We start from the raw sequence: 26145 nt of genomic DNA on the forward strand, positions 1-26145 counted from the left end.
ATCGGCTCGGTCCGCTCGGGCCGCTGACCGGTCCAGGCTTGGCGGACCGGGTTGCGTCCCGATGACATCTGCGTCAAGCGTGAGTTACACCGGGGGCCGATCGGCTCCGCCGAGCAGCCAGGTGTCCTTCGACCCACCGCCCCGCGACGAGTTGACGATCATGCTGCCGGCCGGCGCGACCCGGGTCAGCGCCACCGGCGCCACCTCCGCAGTCTCGCCGAGGAACACGAACGCCCGCAGGTCAACGTGGCGCGGCGCGAGGGCCGTACCGTCGAAGACCGGGTGGGTGGTCAGCGCCACCACCTCCTGGGCGATCCACCGGTGCGGGGCGGCGAGGATCTGCTCCCGGACGGCGTCCAACTCCTCCGCCTCGGCGCGCGGGCCGATCACCACCCGGTCCCCGCCGTACCCGTCGACCGGCTTGAGCACCAACTCGTCGAGCCGGCCCAGCACCTCGGCGCGCTGCTCGGGCAGCCCGCACAGGTACGTCGGCACGTCGCCGAGCAGCGCCTTCTCCCCCAGGTAGTACTCGATGAGCCGCGGCACGTACGCGTACAGCGCCTTGTCGTCGCCCACGCCGTTGCCCAGCGCGTTGGCGAGCGTGAGCCGCCCGGCGTGCACCGCCGCCAGCAGCGGCCAGCCCAGCGGCACGCCGTCGGCGCCCGGGGCGTGCAGCAACGCCTCCTCGTCCATCCGCAGGTAGAGCACGTCGACCTGGCTGCGGCGACCCTCCCGGACCAGGTGGACGCGGCCGTCGGACACCAGCAGATCGCTGCTCTCGGTCAGCGGCACGCCCATCTCGTCGGCGAGCAGCCGGTGCTCGAACCAGGCCGGGTCGCCCGGGCCGCTGCTGAGCACCACCACGGCGGGGTCGTCGGCGGCGGCGGGCGCGGCGGCGAGCAGCGCCCGGTGCAGCATCGCGGGCGTCTCGTCGGCGGGCAGCAGGTCGTCGGGCACCGGCAGCTCCGGCAGCACCGCCTGGGTGAGCCGGCGGTTCTGCACGGCGTAGCCGATTCCCGAGGGCACCCGCAGGTTGTCCTCCAGCACGTACCAGCCGCCGTCCGGGTCGCGGACGAGATCGGTTCCGGACACCTGGGCGCGTGTGCCGCGCCGGCCCATCAGCGCCCCGGTCGGGCGCAGCCCCGGTGAGGACTCCACCACCCAGGCCGGCACGACCCCGTCGGCCACCACCGCCCGGTCGGCGTACACGTCGCGCAGGAACGCGTCGAGCGCGCGGGCGCGCTGCACCAGGCCGGTCCGCAGCGTCCGCCAGTCGTCGGCAGGCACGACCCGGGGCACCAGGTCGACAGGGAAGAGCCGGGTGCTGGCCTCGCCGGCCACGCTGAAGGTCACGCCCCGGGCGCGCTGCTCCTCGTCCCGGTCGTGCTCGCGTTGGCGCAGGCCGGCGGCGCCGAGGGTGCGCAGGGCGGCGAGCAGCGGACGGAACGCCGGCTCCGGCCCGTCCGGGCCGAAGACCTCGTCGCCGACGTCGGTGTACGTGGACAGCGCGGGCGGCGGCGACATACCGGGCAGAGGGGGACGCACCCGGCCCCGGGTCTCGTCGAGCAGCAGGTCGACCACGTCGGCCAACCGGCCCCGCCGCTCGTACGCCCGCCGCTGCCGCGCGGCGGAGCTGCCGCGTTCCAGCGCGTACCGGGTCAGCTCGCTGACCTGTTCCCAGTCGCCTGTCGCCTCCAACTGCGGACGCAGATCGGTCACCAGGCGGCGTACCGCCTCGGCGGCCGGCACCGGCCGGGCCGAGCGGGGCAGGTCGAGCAGGTCACCCTCCAGCCCGGAGCGGGCGGCCCGCCACACGGCGGCGCGCAGCACCGGCGGCCGGACGGCGGTGCGCTCGACCCCGGCGCGCAGGGCGGCGACCTCCCGGCGCACCAGCGCCCGGAACAGGCCGGTGAGCAGGACGATGGTCTCCACGTCGGCGTTGGCGTCGGTGATCCGCAGCTCCACGGTGGGCACGTGCGCCGACGGCCGGACATCGAAATAGATCATGGCAGGATCGGTGATGGTCTCCGAGGAGATCAGCTCGGCGACCAGCGCCTCGTGGTCGGCGGCGCTCGTCACCTCGCCCGGGTCGCCGGCCGTGGGCCAGCGCTGCCAGACCAGCGAACGGACGCTGGCGTAGCCGCTGTCCTGACCCATCCAGTACGGCGAGCTGGTGGACAGGGCGAGCAGCACCGGCAGCCACGGCTGGACCCGCCTGGTGACGGCCACCGCCAGGTCCCGGTCGGAGACGCCCACGTGCACCTGCGCGCCGCAGATCAACTGCTCCCGGGCGAGCATCTGGTACTCGTCGAGCATCCGGCGGTAGCGCGAGGTGGGAGTGACGCTCGGGTCGCCGTCGGCGCGCAGCGGGACCGTACCGGCCGCCACGATGCCCAGCCCGGCCCGGTCGGCGACCTGCACCGCCGACTGACGCAGCCGGGTCAGCTCGGCGCGGATCTCGTCCAGGGTGCGGCAGACCGCGGTGTTGGTCTCCACGACGCTGCGGTGCAGCTCGGCGGTGAACGATGTGGCCGGCAGGCGGTCGAGCAGCTCCCCGGCCCGGGGCACCAGCTCCCGGGTGTGCAGGTCGACGACGTGGAACTCCTCTTCGACGCCGATGGTGGCGAGGTCGGCCGGGTCGTCCTGCACTGCGTCCGTCGGTGCGGAACGGGACGTCGGCACGGCCCGGCCGTTGTTGGACCGGCCCACGGGCCCGTCGAACGTCGCCGCGTTCGTGGTGTTGTCGACCATGGTCACCCCGGTTCGCGTGTCGGTGGTCTCGACTGTCCGACGAGCGTTCCCAGGCTTGGTACCGGGGGTGTTTCCGGCGCGTTAAGGTGACGCACCGTTCTGCCCCGGGGTCGCTCAGCGATGAGGCGCGCCGCTGATCCCCTTCGGACACTCGAATCTCGACCGAGGCAGAATCGACAGACCTGACCGAGAGGCTCACCGGAGAGGTGCGGCATGACTGCTCTGAGCGATGTGGCCCACGGGCCGATCGGCGACCAGGACGTCCGGATCGTGCCGGCCAACGAGGCGTCCCGGGACGATCTCCAGGACATTTTCGGCACGGCCGACGCGGGCCGGTGCCAGTGCCAGTGGTTCAAGGTCCGCGGCTGGCTGTGGCAGGCGTCGACGCAGGAGGAGCGGAACGCCGCATCCCGCGAGCAGACCCGCTGCGGTGAGCCGGACGCCACGGGCACCAGTGGGCTGGTCGCGTACCTCGACGACCAGCCGGTGGGGTGGGTGGCGGTCGAGCCGCGCACGGCGTACCCCAAGCTGCGCAACCAGCGGGTGCCCTGGCTCGGTCGCGACGAGGACAAGGACGACGACGCCGTCTGGACGGTGACCTGCCTGGTGGTCCGCAAGGGCTACCGGGGTCGCGGCCTGACCTATCCCCTGGCCCGCGCCGCGGTCGCCTTCGCGCGGGAGCGTGGCGCCCGGGCGCTGGAGGCGTACCCGATGCTCGCCGAGGCCGGCAAGCAGATCACCTGGGGCGAGGCGCACGTCGGGGTTCGGCAGGTCTTCGAGGAGGCCGGGTTCACCGAGGTCAGCCATCCCACGCTGCGTCGGGTGGTCATGCGGGTCGACTTCCCGGCCGACACGTCCCGGCCGCCCACGCCACGCTCACGCTGACCGAACCCGGCTACCGGCCCGAGGGCCGTGCGTACTCGATCGTCGCGGCGACACGGCTGGCGGTGGCGGCGCCGAGTTCCCGTTCGGTGAGCCACAGTCCCAGATCGAGCCCGGCCGCGAGCGCGCCCGCCGTGACTCGGTCGCCGTCGTCGACCACGCGCTCGTCGAGGACTGTGACGTCGTAGGCGCGCAGTTCGTCGTACGCCTCGCGGTTGGTCGTCGCCCGGCGGCCGGTCAGCAGACCGGCGGCCGCGAGGAGCAGCGCGCCGGTGCACACCGATGCCGTCCACCGTGTCGATGGCGCCAGCGCGGCCAGCTTCGCCGGAAGAACGCCGCGCTGCGCCTGCGCCCAGGCGCCCTCGGCGGACCGGTTCAGCCATCCGCCACCGGGGACGATCACGCCGTCGGCCCGACCCAGCACCTCGGGGAGCTGGAGCTGCACTCCACGCATGCTGGTGACGGACCCGGGCCGCTCGACGGCGACCAGGCCCACGTCGAACCCGGCAATCGCCAGCACCTCGAAAGGCCCGAAGACGTCCAGCTCGTCGAAGCCGTCGAACACCACGATCTCAATTCGCACCCGGTCAGGATCTCCCGTCGACCGGAGGGTGACGAGTGGCATCCTTGCCATCATGCGTAAGAGTTCCGCCACGCATCGGGTCGTCGTCCTCGCCCTACCCCGGGTCGTCGCCTTCGACCTGACCATCGCGACGCACGTGTTCGGCCACGAGGGTCACGGCCGGTACGCGATGACGGTGTCCGCACTGGACGGGGGTCAGGTCCGCACCACGACCGAGGGCCTGAACCTGACAGTCGCCTCGACGCTCGACGCCCTCGGCGATGCCGACACCGTGATCGTGCCCGGATTCCGCCGCGGCCCGACACCGGCGCGCGCTCTGCACGCGCTGCGGCTGGCACACCGTCGGGGCGCGCGCATCGCGTCGATCTGCACCGGGGCGTTCGCGCTGGCTCAGGCCGGCCTGCTCGACGGTCGCCGTGCGACCACCCACTGGGTGCACGCCGAAGCGCTTGCCCGCGAACACCCCCGGGTGCACGTGGACGCCAATGCCCTGTACGTCGACGAGGGCCAGGTGGTCACCAGCGCCGGACTCGCGGCGGGCCTCGACATGTGCCTCTACCTCGTCGGCCGTGACCACGGGCAGGCGGTCGCCATCGAGCGGGCCCGGCACCTGGTCACCCCACTGCACCGAGCGGGCGGCCAGGCGCAGTTCATCCCGGCCGGCGCGGCGGTTGAGGACGACGAGCTGGCTGTGGTCACCGCCTGGGCGAGCGACAACCTGCACCGCCCGATCACCGTCGCCGACCTTTCCCGGCAGGCGGTGATGTCCACTCGCACGTTGCACCGCGCGTTCCAGAGCCGGTTCCGGATGAGCCCCCGAGCCTGGTTGATCCAGCAACGTCTGCGCGCCGCCTGCACGCTGCTCGAAGACGGCGGGATCAGCGTCGACGAGATCGCTCGGCGAACCGGGTTGGGCACGGCCACCAACCTGCGTGCGCATTTCCAGCGGGCCTTCGCCACCACCCCTACCGCGTACCGGCGGGCCTTCACACCCTGAACGGCGCTCGGGGCGACCGCCCCGGCGAGGGCCACGCGTGGGGTGATCGACACGGGATCGCCGATGTCGGGGTGTCCTGGTCAGCGGGACACCCCGACATCAGCGATCTGGGTTACCTCATGTTGGCGACCACGAACGGCGCGTGGCCGTGCAGGTAGTTGTTCCATCCGCCGGTCACGGGCGCGCCGGGGTTGAGCAGGTTGGTGGTGTCGGTGCCGACGTCGAGTTTCCACGCCGTCCAGGAGATGCCGTTCGCCTTCATCCAGTCGATCCAGGACTGCGCCTCCGACAGACAGGCCCGGCCGTCGAGGCCGCCGTCGGCGTTGCTGGCGCCCCACTCGGTGACGAACAGCGCCAGGCCGGCCCGGATCGCCGCGTCACCCTTGGCGCGCAGCGACGCGCCGTGGGTGCACGAGTAGAAGTGCAGCGTGTACATGAGGTTGGTGCCGGAGACGGGGCTGGCCGCCGCGGCGTCCACGTCCTGCGACCACGTCGGCGTTCCGAGCACGACGATGTTGTCCGGGTCGGCGGCACGGATCGCGGACACGACCGCCTGGTGGTACGGCTTGATGACGCCGGTCCAGCTGAACTGCAACGGCTCGTTCCACGTCTCCCAGATGACGTTAGGCAGGTGACCGTAGCGGCGAGCCAGGTCGCCGAAGAACGCCACCGCCTGGGACTGGTTGTTCTGCGCCTCGTGCGCGTGCCAGTCGACGATCACGTACACCCCGGCGGTGACGGCGTTGTTGATGATGGTCTCCACCTGCGACCGTGCCCTGCCCGGATCGCTCAGGTACGCCCCGGCCGGCTCCACGCCCATCGCCGCGCGGATCACCTGGAGGTTCCAGTTGTCGCGCATCCAGGTCAGCGCGGACAGGTTCTCGGCGTAGGGAGCGGTCTCCCAGTTGAGCCACATGCTGCTGACGCCGCGCAGTTGCACCCGCGCGCCATTCTTGTCGCACATCGTCGTGCCGCAGACCCGTAGCTGCCCGTACCGCTGCACAGGCGTGCCGGTCGTCGGCGGCGGGGTGGTGGGAGGCGGGGTCGTGGGTGGCGGAGTGGTCGGCGGCGGAGTGGTGGGTGGCGGGGTCGTCGGCGGCGGAGTCGTGGGTGGCGTGCCGCCGGTGCAGGACACGCTGATGCCGTTGACCGTGCAGTTCACCGGAGTGCTGGAGCCGTTGACCAGGAAGCCGAACGACGTCGACGCACCGGCGCCGAGCGCGCCGTTCCACGACACGTTGCTGAAGGTGTAGTGGCTGCCCGAGGTCACCTGCTGGGCGTTCCACGACTGGCTGACTGTCGACCCGGCCGGCAGGTCGAACTCGACCCGCCAACTGCTGATCGGCGCGGAGGTGTCGTTGGTGACCGTGACCTGGCCCTGATAGCCACTGCCCCAGCTGTTCGTCACGGAGAACGCGGCCGTTGCCGCGCTGGCCGGCGTGGCGATCATCGCCACCGTGCCGGCGAGCAGGCCGGCGACGGCCAGCGACGTGACAAGTCTCAGTGTGCGCATGCGGAACCCGCTTCGGATCGACGGTGGTGGTCTGCGGCGGGGCGGCGCCTGCACGCACAGTATCGATCAACGACGATGTCATGCAAGCCGGGGGCGGACGGATGCCGGCCGATCGACAGGTCAGCCCCGCCGCCAGCCCCAACGGCGCGAGCCGGTCGCGCCCCCCGACCCACCCTTCTCCCGGGCCAGCATCTCGGCCGCGACCCGCAGCTTCTGGGCGGGCTCCTCGGCGGCCGGACCCAGCGTCTCCACGAAGCGGTTGCCCATCGCCAGCACCATCGCCGCCCGGTCGAGGTCGCCGATCAGGATCAGGCACTGGGCGTACACCCCGTAGGTGTTGGCCATCTCCCAGAAGGTCAGCGGACGCGCCAGGTCGAGCAGCCCTTGCCGCAGCTCGCAGGCCCGCGACGCCGCCAACGCCGCCTCCTGGGCGCCGTCGCCCGACGACGGCCGGGTGAGGTGCCGGTGCAGCAGCGCCGTCGCCTGGTTGTGGTAGGCCGTGCCCATCGCCTCCCGGGTGCGAGGCCCGGCGGACGGCGGATTCCCGGCGGAGATCAGGCCCACCGTCACGGCCCGTTCCAGCAGGTCACGCCGCGTGGCCGGCTGACCGGCGGCGAACGAGACCTCGGCCAGGTCCACCAGTGCGGTGATCAGCTCGGCGAGAGCGTCGTCCCGGGGCGCGGCCGCCACGTTCCCGCCCTCGGCCGCCACGGCGTCGTACGCCCGCTCGAAGACGACCACGGCCTCACCGCCGGGAGCCATCCCGTCGGCGGCCCTGCCGAGCGCGGACAGCAGCATGCTGCGCCGCCACAGCGCCCGGGCCAACTGCTGCTGGTCCTGTAGGGCCACCCGACCCGGACCCCGCACGGCCTCCCGGTACGCCTCGATCACCCGGATCCACAGCCGGTCCGCCTCCGCCCAGGTGTCCTGTCGCGTCCCGCGCTCCCGTGCCTGCTCGAACAACCGTCGCCGCTCGTCCGGTCCCATCGTCCGCACCGCCCTTCGTGGTAGCCCCCAGCCCTCCACCACCGAAGCAGTGAGGTCAATCGATTCTAGGGCCGCCCTCGCGCCGCCTCATTGAGTGGCGACGACGATGCACCGGCGCAGCTCGGCCACCGCCTCCGCAGGCCCGTCGACGCGCACGCCGCTCGGCTCGCCGGCCAGCTCCCGCCCCCACGCCCAACGCAACATCGCCGTCGACGGGCCGGTCACCGTCACGTCGGCGGCGTCGGCCACGCCGTCGGTCACGCGGAACACCGCCGGTCCGGTACGCACCGACCACGCCGTGTCGTCGGCGCGGACGGCGAACGTCCAACCCGGTGAGCCGGCCAGGATCTCGCGGAAGGCATCGGCCCACTCGGCCACCGAGTACTCCACGAACACGCGGAGCAGCTCGTCGACGCCGTCCACGGCGAGGTCGTCCGGAACGGGCGCGACCGGCGCTCCGACGCCCAGCTCGGCATCGATGCGGTGGATGACTGTCTCCTGCGCCATCCGGCGGATCCAGAAACCGACGGACCGCCCGGGCGCGTACCACGAGCCAGCCGGGTCCTGCGGGTCGTGGGCGGCGAACTCCGCCCGCAGCTCGGCGTACGCGCGGTCGAGCAGCGCCAGCGGCGCCTCGGATGCCAGCTCCGCCGAGGGCCACGGCTCGGCCTCGACGCCGTCGCGGATCGCCAGGGTCTTGTGCAGGTAGACCTCGCCCACGTGCCGGGCCAGGTCGGCGACGGTCCAGCCGGGACAGGTCGGCACCGGCGCCGCGGGGTTGGTCGGGGCGAGGGAGCGCAGGCGGGCGAAGTCGTCCGCGAGGCAGTCGAGATATCGCGAGTAGTCCATGCTGTCCAGCTCAGCACATCGCACCGACAGCCTCGCGTCTGCGCGCCCGCTGGCCTCAGTCGACCGGGCCGGTCGTCAGGTGCGGCCGTACCGCCGGTTCCCGCAGCGACAACGTCCGCTGCCGTGCGTCGAGGGCGACACGGACGCCGACCGGCATCGGCAGATTGGGGCCCGCGTGTCCGAACTCGACGTTGCCCAGGACCGGGATGTCACGGTCGCCGAGGACGTCGAGCACCATCTCGGACAGGGTCGGGGACGCGTCGGGCGCGTCGAGCCCGTCGATCGCGTGCGGTACGCCCACGACCATGCCACCGATCCGGTCGAGGATGCCGGCGTGCCGCAGCACGTGCAGATAACTCCACACGTACGACGCCTGGCCGCCCGTCTCCTCCCAGAACAGCACGGCGCCGTCGAACCAGTCGAGCGGTAGCGCGTACCGCGTCGCCTGCACCAGCGCGATGCGATTGATCACCCCGCCGATGAGCCGACCTTCGGCACGGCCGGGACGCCAGCACTCCCAGGACGGGCTGGCAGGCAGCGCGCCGAGCGGCTCCGTGCCGGTCAGCAGCGCCGAGTAGAGCCTCTCCAGCTCTGCTCTGCGCGCCGCGGACGCACGCTGCCACGCGCCGCCGAGCCCGGGAGTGGCCAGGTCGGTGTGGAACCCGACCAGACCCGTACGCACGTACAGCACCAGATGCAGCAGCGAGATGTCGCTGTAGCCCAGGATCGGCTTGGGGTCGGCGGCGATCGCCTCGACATCGATCAGGTCGAGGTAGCCGAGCGCCGTCTGACCGCCGTCGTGGGCGATGATGGCGCGCACCTCGGGATCACGCAGGAGCCCGTTGAATTCGGCGGCGATCTCCGCTGGCGTGGCCGCGCTCCACCAGCGCTGCCGCCCCGCGTCGACGAGCGGTGCCCGCCGCACCCGGAACCCCATCCGCTCGAGCACGACCACCGCCTGCGCGAGGTCTGGCTCGTAGGCGGTGTGCAGCGGCCCGGACAGCGCGGCGACAACGACCAGATCGCCGGGCCGTAGGGCAGGCGGTCGAAGCAGCCGAGGCGATGCAGAACCAGTCACCGACGCAGTGTCCCGACACGCGCACCAGCGCGCCACACCAATTCCGATCAAGCTCCACGCCGACAGACGGATGCGGGGGGGCCGGCCGTGCTGGCCGGCCCCCCGGAGCGTTCAGGCCACCGGGCGTACGCGGTAGGCCAGGTGTGTGACGCCCTCGCCCTCGACGACGCGGAACGGGCCGTCGAGCTGCAGTGGTGCGATCGTCAGGCCCGCGAAGAGCGGAATGCCGGCGCCGAGCACGACCGGGACGAGGTCGACATGGACCTCGTCGAGCAGGCCGGCCTCGACGACCTGGGCCGCGATGGTGCCGCCGTTGACGCCGACCTCCTTGTCACCGGCGAGCGCCTTCGCGCGGTCGATGGCGCTGGCGATGCCGTCGGTGACGAAGACGAAGGAGTCGCTCTCCGGCTCCCAGCCCTCCGGCACGCTGTGCGTGACGACCACGACGGGCACGTCCATCGGGTGCCGACCGCCCCACCCCTTGGTCATGTCGAACAGCCGTCGGCCGACGACAAGTGCGCCGGTGCGCTCGTTGAGGTCCCGCAGGTGCTGGGCGCTCGCGGCGGACGTCCGGAACGTCATCTCGGGGTTGGCCGTCGGCGTCTCGACGTCGCCGCTGCCGTACCACTGGAAGAGGTGCTCGAAGCCGCCGTGGGAGGCGTCCGCGATGTAGCCGTCCAACGACATCGTCGCCCCGGTCGTCACCTTCGTCATCGGTCCACTCCTTGTTATGCGGTGTCAGCCTGCCGGTGGGGCCGGTCGTGCCCGGCCCTCACTCCAAGGTCGAAGCAGGCTCTGCCGTCCTCGACACGCCGCCGAACTTTTTTCCGGCCAGGTTCGGACCGTCGCCGGTCGCCCCCGGTCGAGCTGCACGGCCCGGTCGACGGATGGTCAACGGATCTGGGCGGCGACGGCGACGGCGGCTGCGGTCGCCCCGGCGTCGTTGAGGTGCACGAGGTCGTCGGCGGCATACCCGGGTCGCAGGGCGTCCCGGTCGGCCGGGTCGGCGAGGATCCGGTCGAGGTCGACGACGGCGTCGTACTCGCCGCTGGTGCGGATCCAGCGGTTCACCTCGTCGCGTACCGTCTCCTTCTCCTGGGTGTAGCCGTACGAGCCGTTCAGGGGCGGCAGTGTGGCGCCGATGACGGTGACGCGGTGGGCCCGGGCGGCCCGGATCAGCGCCCGGTGGCCGTCGATGAGCTGTGCGGCGGTCACCACTGGCGAGGCGCCGCAGCCGAAGTCGGGGTAGCCACCGCCGTTGATGTCGTTGATGCCGATCAGCACGACCACCGACCGTACGCCCGGCTGCCCGAGCGCATCGTGCCGGAACCGGCTGACGCCTCGCTCGCCGAAGCACTGTGAGTCGGCGAGCAGCTTGTTGCCGCCGACGCCGGCGTTGGCGACGGCCAGCGGGCGGCCGGTGGCGACCAGCCGCTCGGCCAACTGGTCGGGGTAGCGATTGTCGGCGCCGGGGGTGGAGCCGTAGCCGTCGGTCTGCGAGTCGCCGAACGTCACCACAGTGCCCCGGGTACGCGGTGACCCGGCGACGTCCACGCCGGCCAGGTGGTATCGGGACTGGCTGGTCTCGCCGGCGAACGCGGCCGCGCGGTCGTCGAAGCGGTGATCGCCCGCCGCGCGGTACGAGGTGGTGAGTCCGTCCTGGTGGTAGGTCGCCGGGCCGGTGGGGCCGGCGAAGTACAGCGTGACGGTCAACGACTCCAGCGCCCGGACCGGCAGGAGCACCGGGTCGGAGGTGCTCTCGGTGCCGATGGCCACGCTTGTCGAGCGCCGCTGGTCGAAGGTGACCGGTCGCAGGGTGCCGGGCCGCACCGCCGCCCCGGAGGAACTGCGGCCCACTGTGGCGCCGGTCAGCCGCAGCGGTTGACTGCCGTAGCGGTTGGACACCCGGATCCGGATGTGGGAGCCGGCCGCGCTGACCCGGACCACCTGCCGGACCGACTCGTCGGCGAAGCCGGGAACGGACCAGTTCGTGCCGAGCCAGTCGCTGCTCGGCACGGGGTGGTGGTGGGCGACCGACCAGGCCGTCGACCAGGTGCCCGGCCGGTCGGGTCCGGTGGGCGCGGCGTTCGCCGGGGCGGCCTGCGCCAGCAGGAACAGGGCGGTGAGGACGGGAAGAATGCGACCTGTCGACATCGACACGGAGGTGTCCCTTCGGGGAGCGGGGTGGGTGGACGCTGGGGCCGCCCGCGACGGCCGACCGATGTGGTTCACCCTGCGCCGACCGCCTTACCGTTTCTTTACGGTCTTCTGGCCCGCCGAACCGCCGCCACCGTCGGGGCCTCGTGCGGCAGGTCAGGGGCCGTATCCTGGCCGCCATGCGGTTCGGGGTGCTGGGTCCGTTGACGGTGTGGACCACGCACGGTGCCGTGGTCGCCGTCCCGGGGTTGAAGGTCCGGCTCCTGCTCGCCGCGTTGCTGCTGCACGAGGGGCAACCGGTTCCGGCGGATCGGCTGATCGACCACCTGTGGGGTGACGCCCCGCCGACGAACGCCGCAGGCGCGCTGTCGGCCAAGGTGTCCCAGCTACGCCGGGTGCTGGCCGAGGCCGAGCCCGGCGGTCGGGAGCTGGTGCGGTCACCACCGCCCGGCTACCGGCTCCTGGCCGACCGCGACGAGGTGGACGCCTGCCACTTCCAACGGCTGGTGTCGGATGCGCGCGGCACTCAGGACGTCCGCTCGCGCGTCGCGCTCTTCTCGGCGGCTCTAGCACTGTGGCGGGGGCCCGCCTTCGCGGATTTCCGCGACGAATCGTTCGCCGCCGCCACGATCGCCGGTCTGGAGGAGCAACGGCTCACCGCACTGGAGGACTGTCTCGACGACCGGCTGGCGCTGGGCGAGCACGCGAGCGTCGTCGGTGACCTCGGCGATCTGCTGGCCCGGGAACCGCTGCGCGAACGCGCTCGTGGACTGCACATGCGCGCCCTGTACCGGGCCGGACGGCAGTCCGAGGCGTTGCGCAGCTTTGACGAGCTGCGCGTCCGACTCCGGGACGAGTTGGGGCTCGATCCCGGCCCCGACCTGGTCACGCTGCACCGGGCCGTCCTCGCCCACGATCCGACGCTCGCCGTGCCCCCGGTGGCGGCTGTCGCTCCGCCCCGCCGGCCGGTGGACGGGGTCGTCACCGCGCGGCCGAACCTGCCGACCCCGTTGACCGAGCTGATCGGCCGTGACGCGGCGGTCGCCGAGCTGGTCATGGAGCTGGGACGCAACCGGCTGGTCACCCTCGTCGGCATCGGCGGGGTCGGCAAGACACGGCTGGCCGTGGAGGTGGCTCGTGCGGGGACGTCCGCGTACCCGGACGGGGTGGCTCTGGTCGAGCTGGCGGGCGTCGACCGCTCCGACGCGCCCGAGACGGTGGACGCGTTGGCGGGCCTGGTGCTGGCGGCGCTCGACGTGCGGGACGCCACCGAGGCGGGTGGGGCCGTCACGCCTGTGGACCGGCTCTCCCGGCTGCTGGGCGACCGACGGCTCCTGCTCGTGCTGGACAACTGCGAGCACCTCGTGGACCCGTTGGCGGACCTGACCGCCGCCCTGCTGGGCGCGGCACCCGGCGTGCGCGTGCTGGCGACCAGCCGCGAGCCGCTCGGGCTGGCCGGCGAGATCGTGTGGGCCGTGCCGCCGCTGCCGGTGCCCGACCCGGCCGACGGAACGGACCTGGCCGCGCTGGCACGCTCCGACGCGGTGCGGCTCTTCGTCGCCAGGGCCGCCGCCGCGGATCGCGGTTTCGCGTTGGGTGTGGAGAACGCGGTGCCGGTCGCCACCGTGTGTCGCCGGCTCGACGGGATCCCGCTCGCGCTGGAACTGGCCGCCACTCAGGTGCGCGGGCTGGGTGTGCGGGGGCTGATCGCCGGGCTCGACGACAGGTTCCGGCTGCTGGGCGCGCGGCATCGAGGCGTGCCGGCCCGGCAGCGGACGCTGCTGGCGATGCTCGACTGGAGCTGGCAACTGCTCACCGAGCCGGAACGGGTGGTGTTGCGGCGGCTGGCCGCGTACGCCGACGGCTGTGACGTCGACGCGGTGCGGGCGGTCTGCGCGCCCGATGGCGTGCCCGCCGCGAGCATCGCGGATCTGTTGGCCCGCCTCGTCGACCGCTCGTTGGTCGTCGTCGCGCCCCGCGAGGGCACACCGCGCTACCGGCTGCTGGAATCCGTCGCCGCCTTCGGCCTGGACCAGCTACGCGCCGCCGGAGAGCTTGAGGACGTTCGCTCCCGGGCCCACCGCTACCAGGTGGAGCTGGCCGAGCGGGCGCACGAGGGTCTGCCCGGCCCGGAGCAACGCCTGTGGCTGCGGCGGCTCGACGTCGAGGCCGCCAACCTGCGCGCGGCGCTGGACGCGGCGGTACGTCAGCGTGACGCGGACCTCGCGCTGCGCCTGGCCAACGCGCTGAGCTGGTACTGGTTCCTGCGGGGTCGGTTCGCCGAGGCGCGGCGGTGGCTCGCGGCGGCGCTCGACTGCCGGCCCGGAGGCGGGGCCGCCGCCGGCGCCCGTGCCGCCGCGTGGCACCTGGGCTTCGCCCTCCTGTCCGGCGACGTCGGGGACTGGGTGACGCGCCACCGCGCGGTCCTGCGGCGCTACGACGACGTCGACGATCCGCACGGCCGGCTCCGGGCGCTGTGGTTCCTCGCGTACGCGGAGGTCGACCTCGGTGACGTGACGGCCACCGGCGACCTGCTCGATGAGGTGCTGGCCGAGGCACGCGCGCTGCCCGACGAGTGGGTCGTGGCCGCCACCCTCAGCCTGCGCGCCAAGCACGCGCACATCCGTGGAGACGCGCCCGCGGTGGCGCGCGACGGCGCCGAGAGCGCCGCGCTGTTCCGTCGGCTCGGCGACCGGTGGGGAGTGTTGCAGGCCACCGAGTGGCTCGGCGCCCAGGCGGGCATGGCCGGTGACTACGAGCAGGCGAACCGGCTGTACGAGGAAGGGCTGCGCGTCGCGGAGGACCTGGGACTGCGGTTCGAGATGTCCGGCCAACTGTGTTGGCTGGGCTGGGTGGCGTTGCAGCGGGGTGACTACTCGCGGGCTCGGCAGCTCAGCGGTCGAGGGTTGGGGCTGGCCACCGAGCAGGGATCTCCGCTCGGCATCGTGTTCGCGGAGCTGTGCCTGGCCGCCGCCGCACGCCGGGAGGGCAGCCTCGACACGGCGGAGGCACACCTCGAGAACCTGCTGGATGCCGCCGGGCGGCAGCAGGACGGGCCGGGCCAGCCGCTCTACCTGACCGGGGTCCTGGGCGAGCTGGGGTACGTCGCTGAGCTACGCGGCGACCCGAGGGCGGCCCTGGACTGGCACCTGCGGGCCGCCGAGGTCGCCGCGGAACTCGGTGCCGAGCAGGTCCCCTGGCAGGTCCTGGTCGGTGTGGCCGCCACCGGTGGCCGTCCACAGGATGCGGCCCGTCTGCTCGGCGCGGCGGCGGCGGGTCGGGAGGCGACGGGGCTCCCGCTGGCCCTCGCCGACCGGCCAGACGTCGAACGGGCGACAGCCCTGGCCGTGGCGGCGCTGGGCGACGAGGACTTCACCTTGGCCCACGAGCAGGGGCGGCGGCTGTCGCCCGAGGAGATCCGGCACGCCGTACGCGCATTCTCGGACGATGACGCACACCGACTCGCGGCGGCATCCAGCGGCGGTCGAGGGATCCGGTGGCTCGGCGCTCAGCCGGGCCGCCCTGCCGTCACCGGTGCGCCGAACCGGACCCCGACGCCGGGCGAGTAGAGCACGCTGACCGGCGGTCCGACCGGTGCCGGCAGCCCGGCGGCGGCGACCAGCTCGTCGTCCAGGTGCAGCAACTCGGCCCGGTGCAGCGGCCAGCGGGGATGCCAGTTCGGCAGGTGCAGCGTGCGGCCGTACGCCCGGGTGTGCAGCCCCCACCGGGCGGTGACGAAATGTTCCAGTGGGGTCGGCTCGGCGATCCGCTCCCCCACCCGGACCGCCATCCGGCTCGTCGTACCCGCCGGGCCGGGCCAGCGACGCCGGCACCGGTAGGTGAGCCGGTCGCCGTCGCGGTCCAACCGCATCCGCGACCAGAGGTACGGCAGACGCAGCGTCGCCCGTGCCACCAGCACCGGCACCAGGCGGGACGCGTCGAGCGAGCGGAACACGACGGCCCGTCGGCCGGTGTCGTCGACCGAGTAGAGCCGGACGTTCGTCTCGGCGAAGGTGCCGAAGTACGGCACTCCCGGCCCGCGACCGAAGCCCAGGCCGACCATCCGGAAGCCGATCAGCCCGACGTAGCTGACATCGTCCAGCGTGTCCGGGTGGGTGCCGGCGGGCAGCAGCGGCGCGACGGTCGCCGGGTCGACGGCCCAGTGCAGGAAGGTGAGGTCCTCCCAGCGCTGGCGCAGGAGCGCCCAGGGGAACGCCTGTCGGGGCGCATGGTCGACCGGTTCGATGTCCACGCCCCCATCCTGACTCAGGCGTGCGGGCCGACCCGCACCGTTCCGACGGTCAGTGCGGCGTCACCCTCCAGGATGTGGCCGACCCGCTCGACCTCCTCGGCCAACTGCCGGCGTCGACCGGCGTCGAGGGAGCGCAGCGGCTCGACCGTGACGTTGATCCTGCGGCCGGAGCGGCGTTGGTGCCACACTCCGGCGACGGTCCCGTCCACCAGCAGCACCGGGTAGTTGCCCGCCTGCCCACGGGCCAACGCCCGGTCGGCGGCGACACCGGGAAAGAGTCGGTCGCGCGGATGACAGCCGACCACGTACGCGTCGAAGTAGGGCAGTAACCGCAGCCCGGACGGCGGGTCGTCCGGAAAGTCGGTGTCGTCGGCGGTCACCCACGCGGGCGTGCCCTCCACGGTCACCTCGGTCAGGTCCAGCGAGGAGAACAGCCACGTCGCCCACGGCAGTGGCGTCGACAGCCATTGGGCGAACTGGGCCGGGGTGGCCGGCCCGTACGCGTACAGGTAGCGACGGACGAGGTCGGCCAGCGCGGCCCGACCGGCCATGGGGGCGAACCCGGGCAGCCAGCGGTTCGGGCTGGTGTACGTGACGGCGCGGCCCCGGTTCGGGCCGAAGCAGACGATTCCGCTCCGGGAGGCCGGCCCCATCGCGGCGAGCCATCGGGGCCACCTGTCCTGGAAGGCTTCCATGACCCGCTCGCCCGCCCACTCGCCGGTGCGGGCGACGACCTCCTCGGTCAACTCGGCGGTGGTCAGCTCGGCCTCGGCCAGTGCCTCGGCCATGGCCGCGAGGACCCGCTCGGTCTGCTGGGGAGTCAACAGGGCCGCACTCCGCTCCCAGGGTGGAGCGGGCACCGCGCTCAGCGCGCCGACCCACATCGGCAGGTCCGCAGCGGCGAGGAGGTGCACGGTCCCGCGCGGCCCACGGGTCTTGACCAGCGTGCGGTCCCTCCACAGTGCCCGGCGCACCAGATCGCGGGTCGCGCCCGGCACCCGCAGCCCGATGGACAGTTCAGCGGCCGACGCGATCTGGGCGTGCGCGCCACCGATCGCCGACACCACGTCGGCGAGGTTCCCGGCGTCCGGTCCCCTACCCGCCGCCGACGGGGGCAGCCGGTGCCGGGCAAGCCGTCGCGCAGACACCTGATCCCAGCTCAGCTCGGTCATCGCCGGCCCGCGAAGAACGCCCGGATGTCCGCCGCGTGGGCCAGCGGCTCGTCCATCGCCACGAAGTGGCTGCCCGGGTTGCCCTGGGGCCAGTGGACGATGGTGTTGTCCCGTTCGGCGAGGCGACGCATCAGCGCGGTCCCGCCGCCGTAGACGCCCGACGGCACCCGCCGCTGACCCTGGGGCCAGGCGAAACCGCCGTCGTCGGCGATGGTGAGCCGCTCGTACATGGGCCACGAGGAGGTTCCCGATGTGCCGGTGAACCAGTAGAGGCTCACGTTGGTGAGCAGCTGGTCCCGGTCGATGGCCTGCTCCGGTGTCGGTACCGTCACGGTGAACTCCTTGAACTTCTGCATCATCCAGGCCAACAGTCCGACCGGCGAGTCGCTCCAGGCGTACGCGAAGGTCTGTGGCGCGGCCCGCAGCAGCGCGTGGTGGTCCACGCCACCGCTCATCCACAGCTGCATCTGTTCCCACTCGGCGCGTTCCGCCTCGCTCAGGTCCGCCACGTCGGCGGCGGTCGGGAAGCCGAAACCACCGTCGATGTGTACGCCTACCACCTGCTGCGGGGCCACCCTCGCCACCGCGGGCGCGACGTACGCGCCGAGGTCGCCGCCCTGGGTGCCGTAGCGGTGGTAGCCGAGGCGGGCCATCAGCTCGGCCCACATCCGGGCGAGCCGGTCGATCGTGAACCCGGCCGGTGGCGCCTGCGAGAAGCCAAAGCCGGGCACCGACGGCGCCACCACGTGGAACGCCTGCGCGGGGTCCCCACCATGGGCACGCGGGTCGGTCAGCGGGCCGATCAGCTCGGTGAACTCGACCACGGAGTTCGGCCAGCCGTGCGTCAGCAGCAACGGCAGCGCGTCCGGTTCCGGCGAGCGGACGTGCAGCAGGTGCACGTCCAGGCCGTCGATCTCGGTGATGAGCTGGGGAAAGCCGTTCAGGCGCGCCTCGTGCGCCCGCCAGTCGTACCCGTTCGCCCAGTGCTCGCTCAGCTCGCGGAGGTAGCCCACCGGCACCCCTCGCTCCCAGCCTGCGCCGGGCAGCGAGCGGGGCCACCGGGTGCGGGCGAGCCGGTCCCGCAGATCGTCCATGTCCGACTGGGGGATGTCGATGCGAAAAGGCGTCATGCCGAAACGCTATGACCGATGTAGGTCAGGAGCTGACACACATCGCTGGCATTGTGGAGATGTGTCCGACACCCCCGCCCGGCTGCTGGGCCTCCTGTCGCTGTTGCAGACCCCTCGGGAGTGGCCCGGCAGCGAGCTGGCCACCCGGCTCGGCGTCAGCCTGCGCACCGTCCGCCGCGACGTGCAGCGACTGCGCGACCTCGGCTACCCGGTGCAGGCGACGATGGGCGTGATCGGCGGATACCGCCTGGTCGCGGGCAAGGCGATGCCGCCGCTGTTGCTCGACGACGAGGAGGCGGTGGCGATCGCGATCGGTCTGCGTACCGCCGCCGGTCACGCGGTGGCCGGCATCGAGGAGGCCTCGGTACGGGCGCTGGCGAAGCTCGAACAGGTGCTGCCGTCCCGGCTGCGTCAGCGCGTCGGCGCGTTGGGGGCGGCCACCGAACCGCTGCTCACCTGGGGTCGGCCGACGGTCGACCCCGAGCACCTGAGCGCCCTGGCCGCCGCCGTCAACAGCCGCGCGCAACTGCGGTTCAGCTACCGCCGCCGCGACGGCGTGGACCGCGAACGGCTCGTCGAGCCGTACAAGCTGGTGTCGGCGGGCCGGCGCTGGTATTTGGTGGGCTACGACAACGATCGCGACGACTGGCGGATCTTCCGGGTGGACCGGATCACCGACCAGCGGCCCACCCGGACCCGGGTCCCCGCCCGCCGACTGCCGGCCTCCGACGCCGCGTCCTTCATGGCGGAGAAGCTCCTGGAGTTGACGCCCGTCTACCGGGCCGTGGTGACGCTGCACGCGCCTGTCGAGCGGATGGCCGGCCCGCTGGGCGGTGCCGGGGTCGACCTGGAGCCGATCGACGACACGTCGTGCCTGTTGCGCAGCGACGCCGACACCCTGGAGTGGCTGGCGTGGCGCCTGCTGACCCTGGGTTGCGACGTCGAGGTGCACGAGCCGCCGGAGTTGATCGCGTACCTGCGGCTGATCGGCGCCCGGGCCACCCGCGCCGCCGACCCGCAGGCTGCGGAGACGGGCCGCCCCACCCTCGGCGAGGGCGAGCCGGTGCGCCGTACGCTTGAATGAGCAGAAGCGTTCAGAACAGGCGGTTCGGGGAGGAACTGGGCGTGACGCAGGGTGACGCGGAACTGGTGGCACTCGCGCAGGCGGGCGACGCGGGGGCGCTCGGTGTGCTGCTGAGTCGCCACGAGGCAGGGATGCGAGCCGTCGCGCTGAGCATGCTCGGCTACGGACCGGACGCCGAGGACGCGGTGCAGGACGCCCTGGTGACGGCGCTGCGGCGCATCGGCGAGGTCCGTGATCCGGCCGCCGTCGGCCCGTGGCTGCGCACGATCGTCCGCAACAACGTCCGGATGGCCCTGCGCGGGCCGCGCCCCGTGCCGGTCGCCGAGCCGGAATGGTTCGCCCAGCCCGCCACCAGCCCCACCCCCGAGGAGGCCCTGGACTCCGCCGCCCTGCGCGACTGGGTGTGGCACGCCATCGGGCAGTTGTCCGAGTCCGACCGGTTGGTCACCCTGCTGCGCTACTTCAGCGACGCGTCCTCGTACGAGCAGATCGCGGCCGTGTGCGGCGTGCCGGTCGGCACCGTTCGCAGCCGCCTCAGCCACGCCCGCCGGGCCCTCGCGGGTGGTCTGCGGACGGCGGCGACCGCAGCCCAGGCCGACGTGCGCGCGGCCGGCGACGCCCGCTGGCGCGAGGGCCGCGACATGATCGCCACGGCGATGCGGGGGCACTTCGACCGGGTCGTGCACGAGAGCTGGTGGCCGGACGCCGAGATGGTGGTGCCGGGTGGGCCACGCGGTGGCCGCGACCTGGCGATCCGCGGCATGACCAGCGACCTGGAGGCCGGGGTACGCCAGCGGCTGCGCAACGTCGTCGCCAGCGGCGACGTGCTGATCTGGGAGACCGACCTGATCAGCCCGCCGGACGATCCGGAGCACTGCCCGCCCGGGGCGCTGTGGTTGCAGCACCTGCACGAGGGGCGGGTACGCCGCATGACCCTCTTCCACCCCGTCCCGGCGCTGGCCTGAGAAAACGTCGCGGACCGAGCGAACTTTCCCGTCGACCCGTGCATCTGGTCCGTGTCAGTCACCAGCCGCGCGGTGGACACCCGCCGCGCGGGTCACGGATCGGGAGACAGTTCATGGGTTCCACCAGCCACGATGTCGACGCCCTCGCACCCGGCGCGCACACCTTCAGCGTCGACGGCGTCGAGCAGGTTTACCACGTCGCCGGCACCGGCCCGGTGTGCGTGGCGCACTCCGGCGGTCCCGGTATCGAGTGGGCCTACCTGCGGGCGCCCGGCCTCGAGGAACACTTCACGATGGTCTACGTCGAGCCGGTCGGCACGGGCGCGTCGGGGCGGCTCGACAACACCGAAGACTACCGCCTCGTCACGTATGTCCGGTTCCTCGATGCCGTGATCGAGCACCTGGGCGAGCCCCGGGTGTACCTCCTCGGCCACTCGTACGGCGGGTTCGTCATCCAGCGGTACGCCCTGGACCACCCGGACCGGGTCGCCGGCCTCGCCCTGTACGACACGTCACCCGTCACCGGCGCCGATTTCTGGGCCGAGGCGATGGCAAACCTCGCCGCGTACCCGCAGCGGCACCCGGACCGGCCGGAGGCGGCGGAGATCCCGGCCGCTTTCGCGCAGATCGGCGCCGCCACCGATGACGAGTCCCTGGGAACCGCGCTGCGCGCCGCCCTTCCGGTGTACTTCGCGGACTTCTGGGGTCGGCAGGCCGAGTTCGCCCCGTTCCAGGCGGCCGTGCGGATCTCGGCGGCGCCGGCCGGCGCGCAGGACCCGACGCCCTTCGACGTGCGCGACCGCCTTGGTGAGATCACCGTGCCGGCCGTGGTGATCGTCGGGGCGTACGACTTCATCTGCGGTCCCCGCTACGCCGAGGAGCTGCACGCGGGCCTCAAGGACTCGCGCCTGGTGGTGCTGGAGGACAGCGGGCACTTCGCGCACATCGAGCAGCCGGCGGAGTTCACCGAGGCCGTGGTGGAGTTGCTGAAGCGGTGACGCTCGCGCCGCCCCCAGGTCCGTTCGTCACAGCGGGCAGGCCTCGGGGGGCGGCGGCGTTGCACGGTCATAGGCTTGGCACTTCGCTGCGCCGTGACGAAGGAGAAACAGCCGTGAGCCAGACGGATTCCGTCGACGAGTGGAACGTGGCCGAGGACGACGGCGTGCTGGACGCCTCCGACACCCTCGACGACGACCGCGTCGGCGACCCCCTCGACACCGGCATCGTCGCCGCGGACCACTGGACGGCGGCGAACCGGTTCGGCACCACCCCCGCCGAGGAGCGGGCGGGCGAGTCGTTGGATCAGTACCTCGCCCAGGAGGAGCCGGACGTCGACCCGTACGCCGAGGGCGGCGACGACGAGGACGAGCTGACCCGCCGAGGGTACGAGACCGAAGCGCGCGCGGGCCGTCTCGTCGAGTACGACGAGGGCGTCCGCGAGGACGACGAGGCCGAGTCGGTGGCGTGGGACGCCGGGATCGACGCGGGCGCCGCCAGCGCCGAGGAGGCGGCGGTCCACGTGATCGAGGACCCCGACGGCCCGGGTGACGGTCCGCTGCGCTGACCTGCGCACCGCCGCGCTCGACGCCTCAACGGGCGTCGAGCGCGGCGGGTGATCAAGCCCGTCGGTCAGTGGATGATGACGGGCGCCTTGGCCAGCTCGGCCTGCTCGTCGCCGAGCGGCTGCTCGGGCTTGCGCCGACGCGGCAGCAGAAGCGCCGGGATGAGCGTGGCCAGCACCAGCGCGAACCCCACCCAGAACGTGTGGGCGAACGACTTCGCCGCGAAGTCGAGGCCGCGCTCGATGATCGACGGGTCCACCGGCATCTGCTGGAGCAGTTCCGGCCGCTGCTGGGCCGCGATGGCCAGGCCGGCCTCGGTGATCGGCTTGCCGCTCGGGTCCACCGCGCCGGGGATCGGCCGGGAGCCGTTCAGCTCGTTGGTGAGGATCACCGACATCACGGCGGCGCCGACCGAGCCGCCGATCTGCTGGAGGATGTTGACGAGGGTCGAGCCCCGCGCCACCTCCGGTGCCTGCAACGTCCGCAGCGCCGACGTCATGATCGGCATCATCGTGCCGCCCATGCCCAGACCCATCACGAACAGGGACCCGCCGAGCAGCCAGTACGAGGTGTGCGGGTCGACCTGGGTGAAGCCGAAGAACCCGACGACGATCAGCGCCAACGCGAACGGAACCGTGCGACCGATGGGCACCCGGTCGGCGAGCGTGCCGGCGATCGGCATGGTGATCATCGCGCCGATGCCCTGGGGTGCCATCAGCAGGCCGGCGGCCAGCGTCGACTCGCCGCGCACCTGCAGGAAGTAGCTCGGGAACAGCAGGCCCGCACCCATGAACGCGATGATGAACACGAACAGCGTCAACGAGGCGATGGTCAGGCTGCGGTTGCGGAACAGGCGCAGGTCGAGCAGCGGGTACCGGGGCTTGAACGAGTAGAGCACGAACGCCACCACCAGGACCCCGCCGACGAGCATCGGGGCCCACACCTTGGCCGCGCTGAAGGTGCCCGCCTCCGGCAGCGAAGAGACGCCGTAGAGGAAGAGCGCGAGACCCGGGGACAGCATCAGCATGCCGAGGAAGTCGAAGGACTCCGACGGCTCGGGGGCGTCCTTCGGGAGCGCCATCTGCGCGTAGATGAGGGCGACGACACCGATCGGCAGGTTGATCAGGAAGATCCAGTGCCAGCTCGCCGTGTCGATCAGCCAACCACCGAGGATCGGGCCGCCGATCGGGCCGAGCAGCATCGGGATGCCGAGGACTGCCATCAGCCGGCCGATCCGGTGCGGCCCGGCCGCCCGCGTCATGATCGTCATGCCCAGCGGCATGAGCATGCCGCCACCGAGGCCCTGCAGGACGCGGTAGCCGATCAGCTCGCCGATCGTGTCGGCGGTGGCGCAGAGCCCGGACCCGATCGTGAACAGGGCGAGCGCCACCATGTAGAGGCGCTTGGTGCCGAACCGGTCGGCCGCCCACCCGCTGAGGGGGATCACCGTGGCCAGGGCGAGCGTGTAGCCCGTCATCGTCCAGGCCACGCGGGCGTACGACGCGTCGAACTCATCCTGGAACTTGGGCAGCGCGACGCTGACCACCGTCACGTCGAGGATCGACATGATCGCGCCAAGGACGACGACACCCGCCACCTTGAGCACCGCGGCGTCGAGCTTGTCCGATGTCGCGACGGATTGCTGTGTCACTAACTCTCCTGAGGTCGGTTGATCTGGCGGATGGTGGGCGGTGGCGGCGAATGTCGCGCCGACCAGGCGCGGGACAGGACATGCCGGGGCGACGACGCGCCGAGGCAGACTATCCGGGGACTGTGACGGTCTGCCGCCGGATTTCGTGACGACCACGTGGCGGAACCGATCGGCCGCCCGATTGCAGCCGGTCGTCGGGGTGTCGATCAGACGACGGACCGACTCGGCGCGTGCGCACCCGCGCCGGCCGCCGCCGCGGGCCGCCGCGAACGGCCGGCCGTGCGAGCAACACCCCCTCGCCCCGGAACATCGCGACCGGGGCCGGCTGTTGCACTCGAGGTGCCGATCCACCTGCGGGTGGGAGGAGGAGTCACCGTGAACCGCGCCCAGCTCGCCAGCTTCCTCCGCACCCGACGCGAGGCGCTCCAACCCGAGGACGTGGGTCTGCCCCGCGGTCTGCGCCGACGCACCGGTGGTCTCCGGCGCGAGGAGGTAGCCGCGTTGAGTGGTATGTCCACCGACTACTACAGCCGGCTGGAGCAGCAGCGCGGGCCGCACCCCTCCGAGCAGATGCTGGCCGCCCTCGCCCGCGGCCTGCGGCTGTCCCTCGCCGAACGGGACCACCTGTTCCGCCTTGCCGGTCACGCCGTCCCGCACCGCGCCGTCCGGGCCGACCACGTCAACCCGGGAATGATGCGCATCCTCGACCGGCTGCACGACACCCCCGCCCAGGTGGTGAACCACCTCGGGGAGACCCTGGCGCAGACCGCACCGGCCATCGCCCTGCTCGGCGACGAGACCCGGCACACCGGATTGGCGCGCAGCGCGCACCACCGCTGGTTCACCGACCCGGCGGCGCGACAGCTGCACCCCGCCGAGGACCACGAGACGCAGAGTCGGCTTCTCGTGGCGCACCTGCACGAGTCGTACACCCGCGACGGCCGGGGTTCGCGGGCGGCGACGCTCGTCGACGACCTGCTGGCCCGCAGCCCGGAGTTCGTCCGCCTGTGGCAGGAACACCCGGTGCCCGGCGGCTACTGCCCCGTGAAGCGGTTCCTGCACCCCGAGGTGGGCGCGCTGGAGCTGCACTGCCAGACCCTTGTGGACCCCGACGCGTCCCAAACCCTGCTGGTCTTCACCGCGGCGCCCGGCTCGGAGAGTGACGAGAAGCTGCGGCTGCTCTCCGTCATCGGCGGCCAGGTCGTCTGATCAGCTCGTCGGGACTGCGGGCGGGTGCTGCGTAGCGGGCCGGGCTGACTCCCAGGTGTCGCCGGAAGTGGCGGGTCAGGTGCGCCTGGTCGAAGAACCCGGCGGCGGCGGCGACCTCGGCCGGGCGCTGCCCCGCGAGGAGCAGACGGCGTGCCAGCTCGACCCGGCGACCGGTCAGGTACGAGTGCGGCGGCAGCCCGTGCGTATGGGTAAAGGCTCGGACCAGGTGGGTCGGGTGGGCGTGCAGCAGCTCGGCGGCCTGCCGCAACGTGAGGCCCTCCACGGTCCGGGCGTCCAGCAGCTCGCGCAGCCGGACGGCGACGCCCCGCGCTGCCGGCAGGACGCTGACCGGGGAGCGCTGACGCAACCGCTGGCGCAGCCGGTCCAGGATGAGCGCGAGCCTGCTGTCGGCCTCGAACTCGTCCCCCGGCGCGGCGAGCACCCGGTGCAGGTGGTGGATCCGGTCCCGAAGGCGCGGATCGGCCAGGTCCGGCCGGTCGACCGCCGGACCTGTCAGCTCGGCGTCGAGCGCCGTGGTGTCGAGGTAGAGGACCCGTTTGCGGAAGCCGTTCGGTGTGGCGGACCGGCCGTCGTGCGGCACGTACGGCGGCAGCAGCGTCACCGACGTCCGCAGCGCGCCGTGGCGGTGCCGGTCCAGGTCGAAGCGGACCGCGCCGTCGTCGACGATCAGCAGCGTCCACACGTCGTGGGTGTGCAGCGGGTACGCGTGATCGAGGAAATGGGCGTGGAAGACCTCGGCGACCCCGGCGACGGCGGGTCGCCACGCGCTGACCTGTGCGCCCGTCGGTCGGGTGACCACGCTAAGAACGTACAAGAACGGGCGGGTGCCGGGCGGGCAGGCTCGACGGCATGACCGAACCGATCCGTTTCCCCACCAAGATCGCCGTGCTGCTCCGTGACGACCTGGCGGGCTGGCAGCGGCTCAACGTCACCGCCTTCCTGACCAGTGGTCTCGCGAACGCCGAGCCGGAGCTGCTCGGCGAGGAGTACCGCGACGCCGACGGCACCTCGTACCTGCCGATGTTCCGCCAGCCGGTGCTGGTCTTCGCCGGTGACCGGGCCACCCTCACCGCCGCGCACACGCGGGCGCTCACCCGCGGGTTGCGCCTGGCGATCTTCACGTCCGAGCTGTTCACCACCGGCAACGACCGCGACAACCGGGCGGCGGTGCAGGCGGTAGGCCGGGAGAAGCTCGACCTGGTGGGGCTGGCCCTGCACGCGCCGCGCACGGTGGTCGACAAGGTTCTCAAGGGCGCGGCCATGCACCCGTGAGCGCATCCGCCGCGGCGAAGACATTGATAT

The 26145-nt window shown here is 72.7% G+C and carries 22 protein-coding genes; 9 read left to right on the top strand and 13 right to left on the bottom strand.

Annotated features, from left to right (window positions below):
• Positions 1–84: 84 nt before the first annotated feature.
• Entirely contained in the window at positions 85–2751 is a 2667-nt protein-coding gene (locus AB0K10_RS10545; protein ID WP_363682216.1) for a carboxylate--amine ligase/circularly permuted type 2 ATP-grasp protein, read from the bottom strand.
• Between the two features lie 213 nt (positions 2752–2964).
• Here AB0K10_RS10545 and AB0K10_RS10550 point away from each other — a divergent pair, with 213 nt between their 5' ends.
• Positions 2965–3636 carry a GNAT family N-acetyltransferase gene (locus AB0K10_RS10550; RefSeq protein ID WP_363682012.1) on the top strand — a complete coding sequence of 224 codons (672 nt, stop codon included), beginning with the start codon at positions 2965–2967 and terminating at the stop codon, positions 3634–3636.
• Between the two features lie 10 nt (positions 3637–3646).
• Here the strand turns inward: AB0K10_RS10550 and AB0K10_RS10555 are convergent, their stop codons facing one another.
• Entirely contained in the window at positions 3647–4216 is a 570-nt protein-coding gene (locus tag AB0K10_RS10555; RefSeq protein ID WP_363682014.1) for a DJ-1/PfpI family protein, read from the bottom strand.
• Between the two features lie 52 nt (positions 4217–4268).
• On the opposite strand from AB0K10_RS10555, the gene AB0K10_RS10560 reads away from it, so the two are divergent.
• Positions 4269–5213 carry a DJ-1/PfpI family protein gene (locus tag AB0K10_RS10560; RefSeq protein WP_363682016.1) on the top strand — a complete coding sequence of 315 codons (945 nt, stop codon included), beginning with the start codon at positions 4269–4271 and terminating at the stop codon, positions 5211–5213.
• A 112-nt stretch (positions 5214–5325) separates the two neighbouring features.
• Here the strand turns inward: AB0K10_RS10560 and AB0K10_RS10565 are convergent, their stop codons facing one another.
• From AB0K10_RS10565 to AB0K10_RS10590, 6 genes are all read right to left on the bottom strand, one after another.
• Complete coding sequence (locus AB0K10_RS10565) at positions 5326–6726, bottom strand: cellulase family glycosylhydrolase (RefSeq protein ID WP_363682018.1); 1401 nt, start codon at positions 6724–6726, stop codon at positions 5326–5328.
• 120 nt (positions 6727–6846) lie between these two features.
• On the bottom strand, positions 6847–7713 hold the full coding sequence (locus AB0K10_RS10570) for a hypothetical protein (protein WP_363682020.1): 867 nt from the start codon (positions 7711–7713) through the stop codon (positions 6847–6849).
• A gap of 87 nt (positions 7714–7800) precedes the next feature.
• On the bottom strand, positions 7801–8562 hold the full coding sequence (locus AB0K10_RS10575) for a maleylpyruvate isomerase family mycothiol-dependent enzyme (protein ID WP_363682022.1): 762 nt from the start codon (positions 8560–8562) through the stop codon (positions 7801–7803).
• Between the two features lie 55 nt (positions 8563–8617).
• Positions 8618–9640, bottom strand: a complete 1023-nt coding sequence (locus AB0K10_RS10580) for a S66 peptidase family protein (RefSeq protein ID WP_363682024.1) — start codon at positions 9638–9640, stop codon at positions 8618–8620.
• A gap of 111 nt (positions 9641–9751) precedes the next feature.
• The gene (locus AB0K10_RS10585) at positions 9752–10354 is read right to left on the bottom strand and encodes a dihydrofolate reductase family protein (protein WP_363682026.1); all 603 of its coding nucleotides are present in this window, start codon (positions 10352–10354) and stop codon (positions 9752–9754) included.
• A gap of 177 nt (positions 10355–10531) precedes the next feature.
• Positions 10532–11794: an SGNH/GDSL hydrolase family protein gene (locus tag AB0K10_RS10590; protein ID WP_363682218.1), complete on the bottom strand. Its 1263-nt coding sequence runs from the start codon at positions 11792–11794 to the stop codon at positions 10532–10534.
• A 182-nt stretch (positions 11795–11976) separates the two neighbouring features.
• Here AB0K10_RS10590 and AB0K10_RS10595 point away from each other — a divergent pair, with 182 nt between their 5' ends.
• Positions 11977–15366: a BTAD domain-containing putative transcriptional regulator gene (locus tag AB0K10_RS10595; protein WP_363682028.1), complete on the top strand. Its 3390-nt coding sequence runs from the start codon at positions 11977–11979 to the stop codon at positions 15364–15366.
• Here the strand turns inward: AB0K10_RS10595 and AB0K10_RS10600 are convergent.
• Genes AB0K10_RS10600 through AB0K10_RS10610 form a run of 3 tightly spaced genes read right to left on the bottom strand, consistent with a single transcriptional unit; the run spans position 15306 to position 18351 of the window.
• Entirely contained in the window at positions 15306–16049 is a 744-nt protein-coding gene (locus AB0K10_RS10600; protein ID WP_363682030.1) for a DUF2071 domain-containing protein, read from the bottom strand. The two genes, AB0K10_RS10595 and AB0K10_RS10600, sit on opposite strands and share 61 nt — an antisense overlap.
• A gap of 14 nt (positions 16050–16063) precedes the next feature.
• Positions 16064–17197 (bottom strand): winged helix DNA-binding domain-containing protein, encoded by a 1134-nt coding sequence (locus AB0K10_RS10605; protein WP_363682032.1) that lies wholly within the window; start codon positions 17195–17197, stop codon positions 16064–16066.
• A gap of 20 nt (positions 17198–17217) precedes the next feature.
• Positions 17218–18351, bottom strand: a complete 1134-nt coding sequence (locus AB0K10_RS10610; RefSeq protein ID WP_363682034.1) for an epoxide hydrolase — start codon at positions 18349–18351, stop codon at positions 17218–17220.
• Positions 18352–18412: 61 nt separating this feature from the next.
• Here AB0K10_RS10610 and AB0K10_RS10615 point away from each other — a divergent pair, with 61 nt between their 5' ends.
• The 4 genes from AB0K10_RS10615 to AB0K10_RS10630 all read left to right on the top strand — a co-directional run bounded on the left by AB0K10_RS10615 (position 18413) and on the right by AB0K10_RS10630 (position 21964).
• Complete coding sequence (locus tag AB0K10_RS10615) at positions 18413–19435, top strand: YafY family protein (RefSeq protein WP_363682036.1); 1023 nt, start codon at positions 18413–18415, stop codon at positions 19433–19435.
• Positions 19432–20400: a sigma-70 family RNA polymerase sigma factor gene (locus AB0K10_RS10620; RefSeq protein ID WP_363682038.1), complete on the top strand. Its 969-nt coding sequence runs from the start codon at positions 19432–19434 to the stop codon at positions 20398–20400. The genes AB0K10_RS10615 and AB0K10_RS10620 overlap by 4 nt, the downstream gene beginning before the upstream one ends.
• A 113-nt stretch (positions 20401–20513) precedes the next feature.
• A complete protein-coding gene (locus tag AB0K10_RS10625; RefSeq protein ID WP_363682040.1) occupies positions 20514–21398 on the top strand; it encodes an alpha/beta hydrolase in 885 nt (294 codons plus the stop codon).
• Between the two features lie 113 nt (positions 21399–21511).
• A complete protein-coding gene (locus tag AB0K10_RS10630) occupies positions 21512–21964 on the top strand; it encodes a DUF5709 domain-containing protein (protein ID WP_007461315.1) in 453 nt (150 codons plus the stop codon).
• A gap of 65 nt (positions 21965–22029) precedes the next feature.
• Here AB0K10_RS10630 and AB0K10_RS10635 read toward each other — a convergent pair whose 3' ends face one another.
• Complete coding sequence (locus AB0K10_RS10635) at positions 22030–23613, bottom strand: DHA2 family efflux MFS transporter permease subunit (protein ID WP_363682042.1); 1584 nt, start codon at positions 23611–23613, stop codon at positions 22030–22032.
• Between the two features lie 375 nt (positions 23614–23988).
• Here AB0K10_RS10635 and AB0K10_RS10640 point away from each other — a divergent pair, with 375 nt between their 5' ends.
• The gene (locus tag AB0K10_RS10640) at positions 23989–24822 is read left to right on the top strand and encodes a helix-turn-helix transcriptional regulator (protein ID WP_363682044.1); all 834 of its coding nucleotides are present in this window, start codon (positions 23989–23991) and stop codon (positions 24820–24822) included.
• Here AB0K10_RS10640 and AB0K10_RS10645 read toward each other — a convergent pair.
• Complete coding sequence (locus AB0K10_RS10645; RefSeq protein ID WP_363682046.1) at positions 24800–25642, bottom strand: AraC family transcriptional regulator; 843 nt, start codon at positions 25640–25642, stop codon at positions 24800–24802. The two genes, AB0K10_RS10640 and AB0K10_RS10645, sit on opposite strands and share 23 nt — an antisense overlap.
• 50 nt (positions 25643–25692) lie before the next feature.
• Between AB0K10_RS10645 and AB0K10_RS10650 the strand changes: the two genes are divergently transcribed.
• Positions 25693–26115, top strand: coding sequence for a DUF2000 domain-containing protein (locus tag AB0K10_RS10650; RefSeq protein WP_363682048.1), 423 nt, complete (start codon positions 25693–25695; stop codon positions 26113–26115).
• Positions 26116–26145: the final 30 nt, after the last annotated feature.

Source organism: Micromonospora sp. NPDC049274 (assembly GCF_040678875.1).
GTDB lineage: Bacteria > Actinomycetota > Actinomycetes > Mycobacteriales > Micromonosporaceae > Micromonospora.

Excerpts from the sequence above, each read along its gene's own strand:
- AB0K10_RS10575 (WP_363682022.1), bottom strand. The coding sequence starts at position 8,562 with ATGGACTACTCGCGATATCTCGACTGCCTCGCGGACGACTTCGCCCGC.
- AB0K10_RS10590 (WP_363682218.1), bottom strand. The coding sequence starts at position 11,794 with ATGTCGACAGGTCGCATTCTTCCCGTCCTCACCGCCCTGTTCCTGCTG.
- AB0K10_RS10560 (WP_363682016.1), top strand. The coding sequence starts at position 4,269 with ATGCGTAAGAGTTCCGCCACGCATCGGGTCGTCGTCCTCGCCCTACCC.
- AB0K10_RS10550 (WP_363682012.1), top strand. The coding sequence starts at position 2,965 with ATGACTGCTCTGAGCGATGTGGCCCACGGGCCGATCGGCGACCAGGAC.
- AB0K10_RS10625 (WP_363682040.1), top strand. The coding sequence starts at position 20,514 with ATGGGTTCCACCAGCCACGATGTCGACGCCCTCGCACCCGGCGCGCAC.
- AB0K10_RS10565 (WP_363682018.1), bottom strand. The coding sequence starts at position 6,726 with ATGCGCACACTGAGACTTGTCACGTCGCTGGCCGTCGCCGGCCTGCTC.
- AB0K10_RS10610 (WP_363682034.1), bottom strand. The coding sequence starts at position 18,351 with ATGACGCCTTTTCGCATCGACATCCCCCAGTCGGACATGGACGATCTG.
- AB0K10_RS10620 (WP_363682038.1), top strand. The coding sequence starts at position 19,432 with ATGAGCAGAAGCGTTCAGAACAGGCGGTTCGGGGAGGAACTGGGCGTG.
- AB0K10_RS10650 (WP_363682048.1), top strand. The coding sequence starts at position 25,693 with ATGACCGAACCGATCCGTTTCCCCACCAAGATCGCCGTGCTGCTCCGT.
- AB0K10_RS10570 (WP_363682020.1), bottom strand. The coding sequence starts at position 7,713 with ATGGGACCGGACGAGCGGCGACGGTTGTTCGAGCAGGCACGGGAGCGC.
- AB0K10_RS10585 (WP_363682026.1), bottom strand. The coding sequence starts at position 10,354 with ATGACGAAGGTGACGACCGGGGCGACGATGTCGTTGGACGGCTACATC.
- AB0K10_RS10595 (WP_363682028.1), top strand. The coding sequence starts at position 11,977 with ATGCGGTTCGGGGTGCTGGGTCCGTTGACGGTGTGGACCACGCACGGT.
- AB0K10_RS10545 (WP_363682216.1), bottom strand. The coding sequence starts at position 2,751 with ATGGTCGACAACACCACGAACGCGGCGACGTTCGACGGGCCCGTGGGC.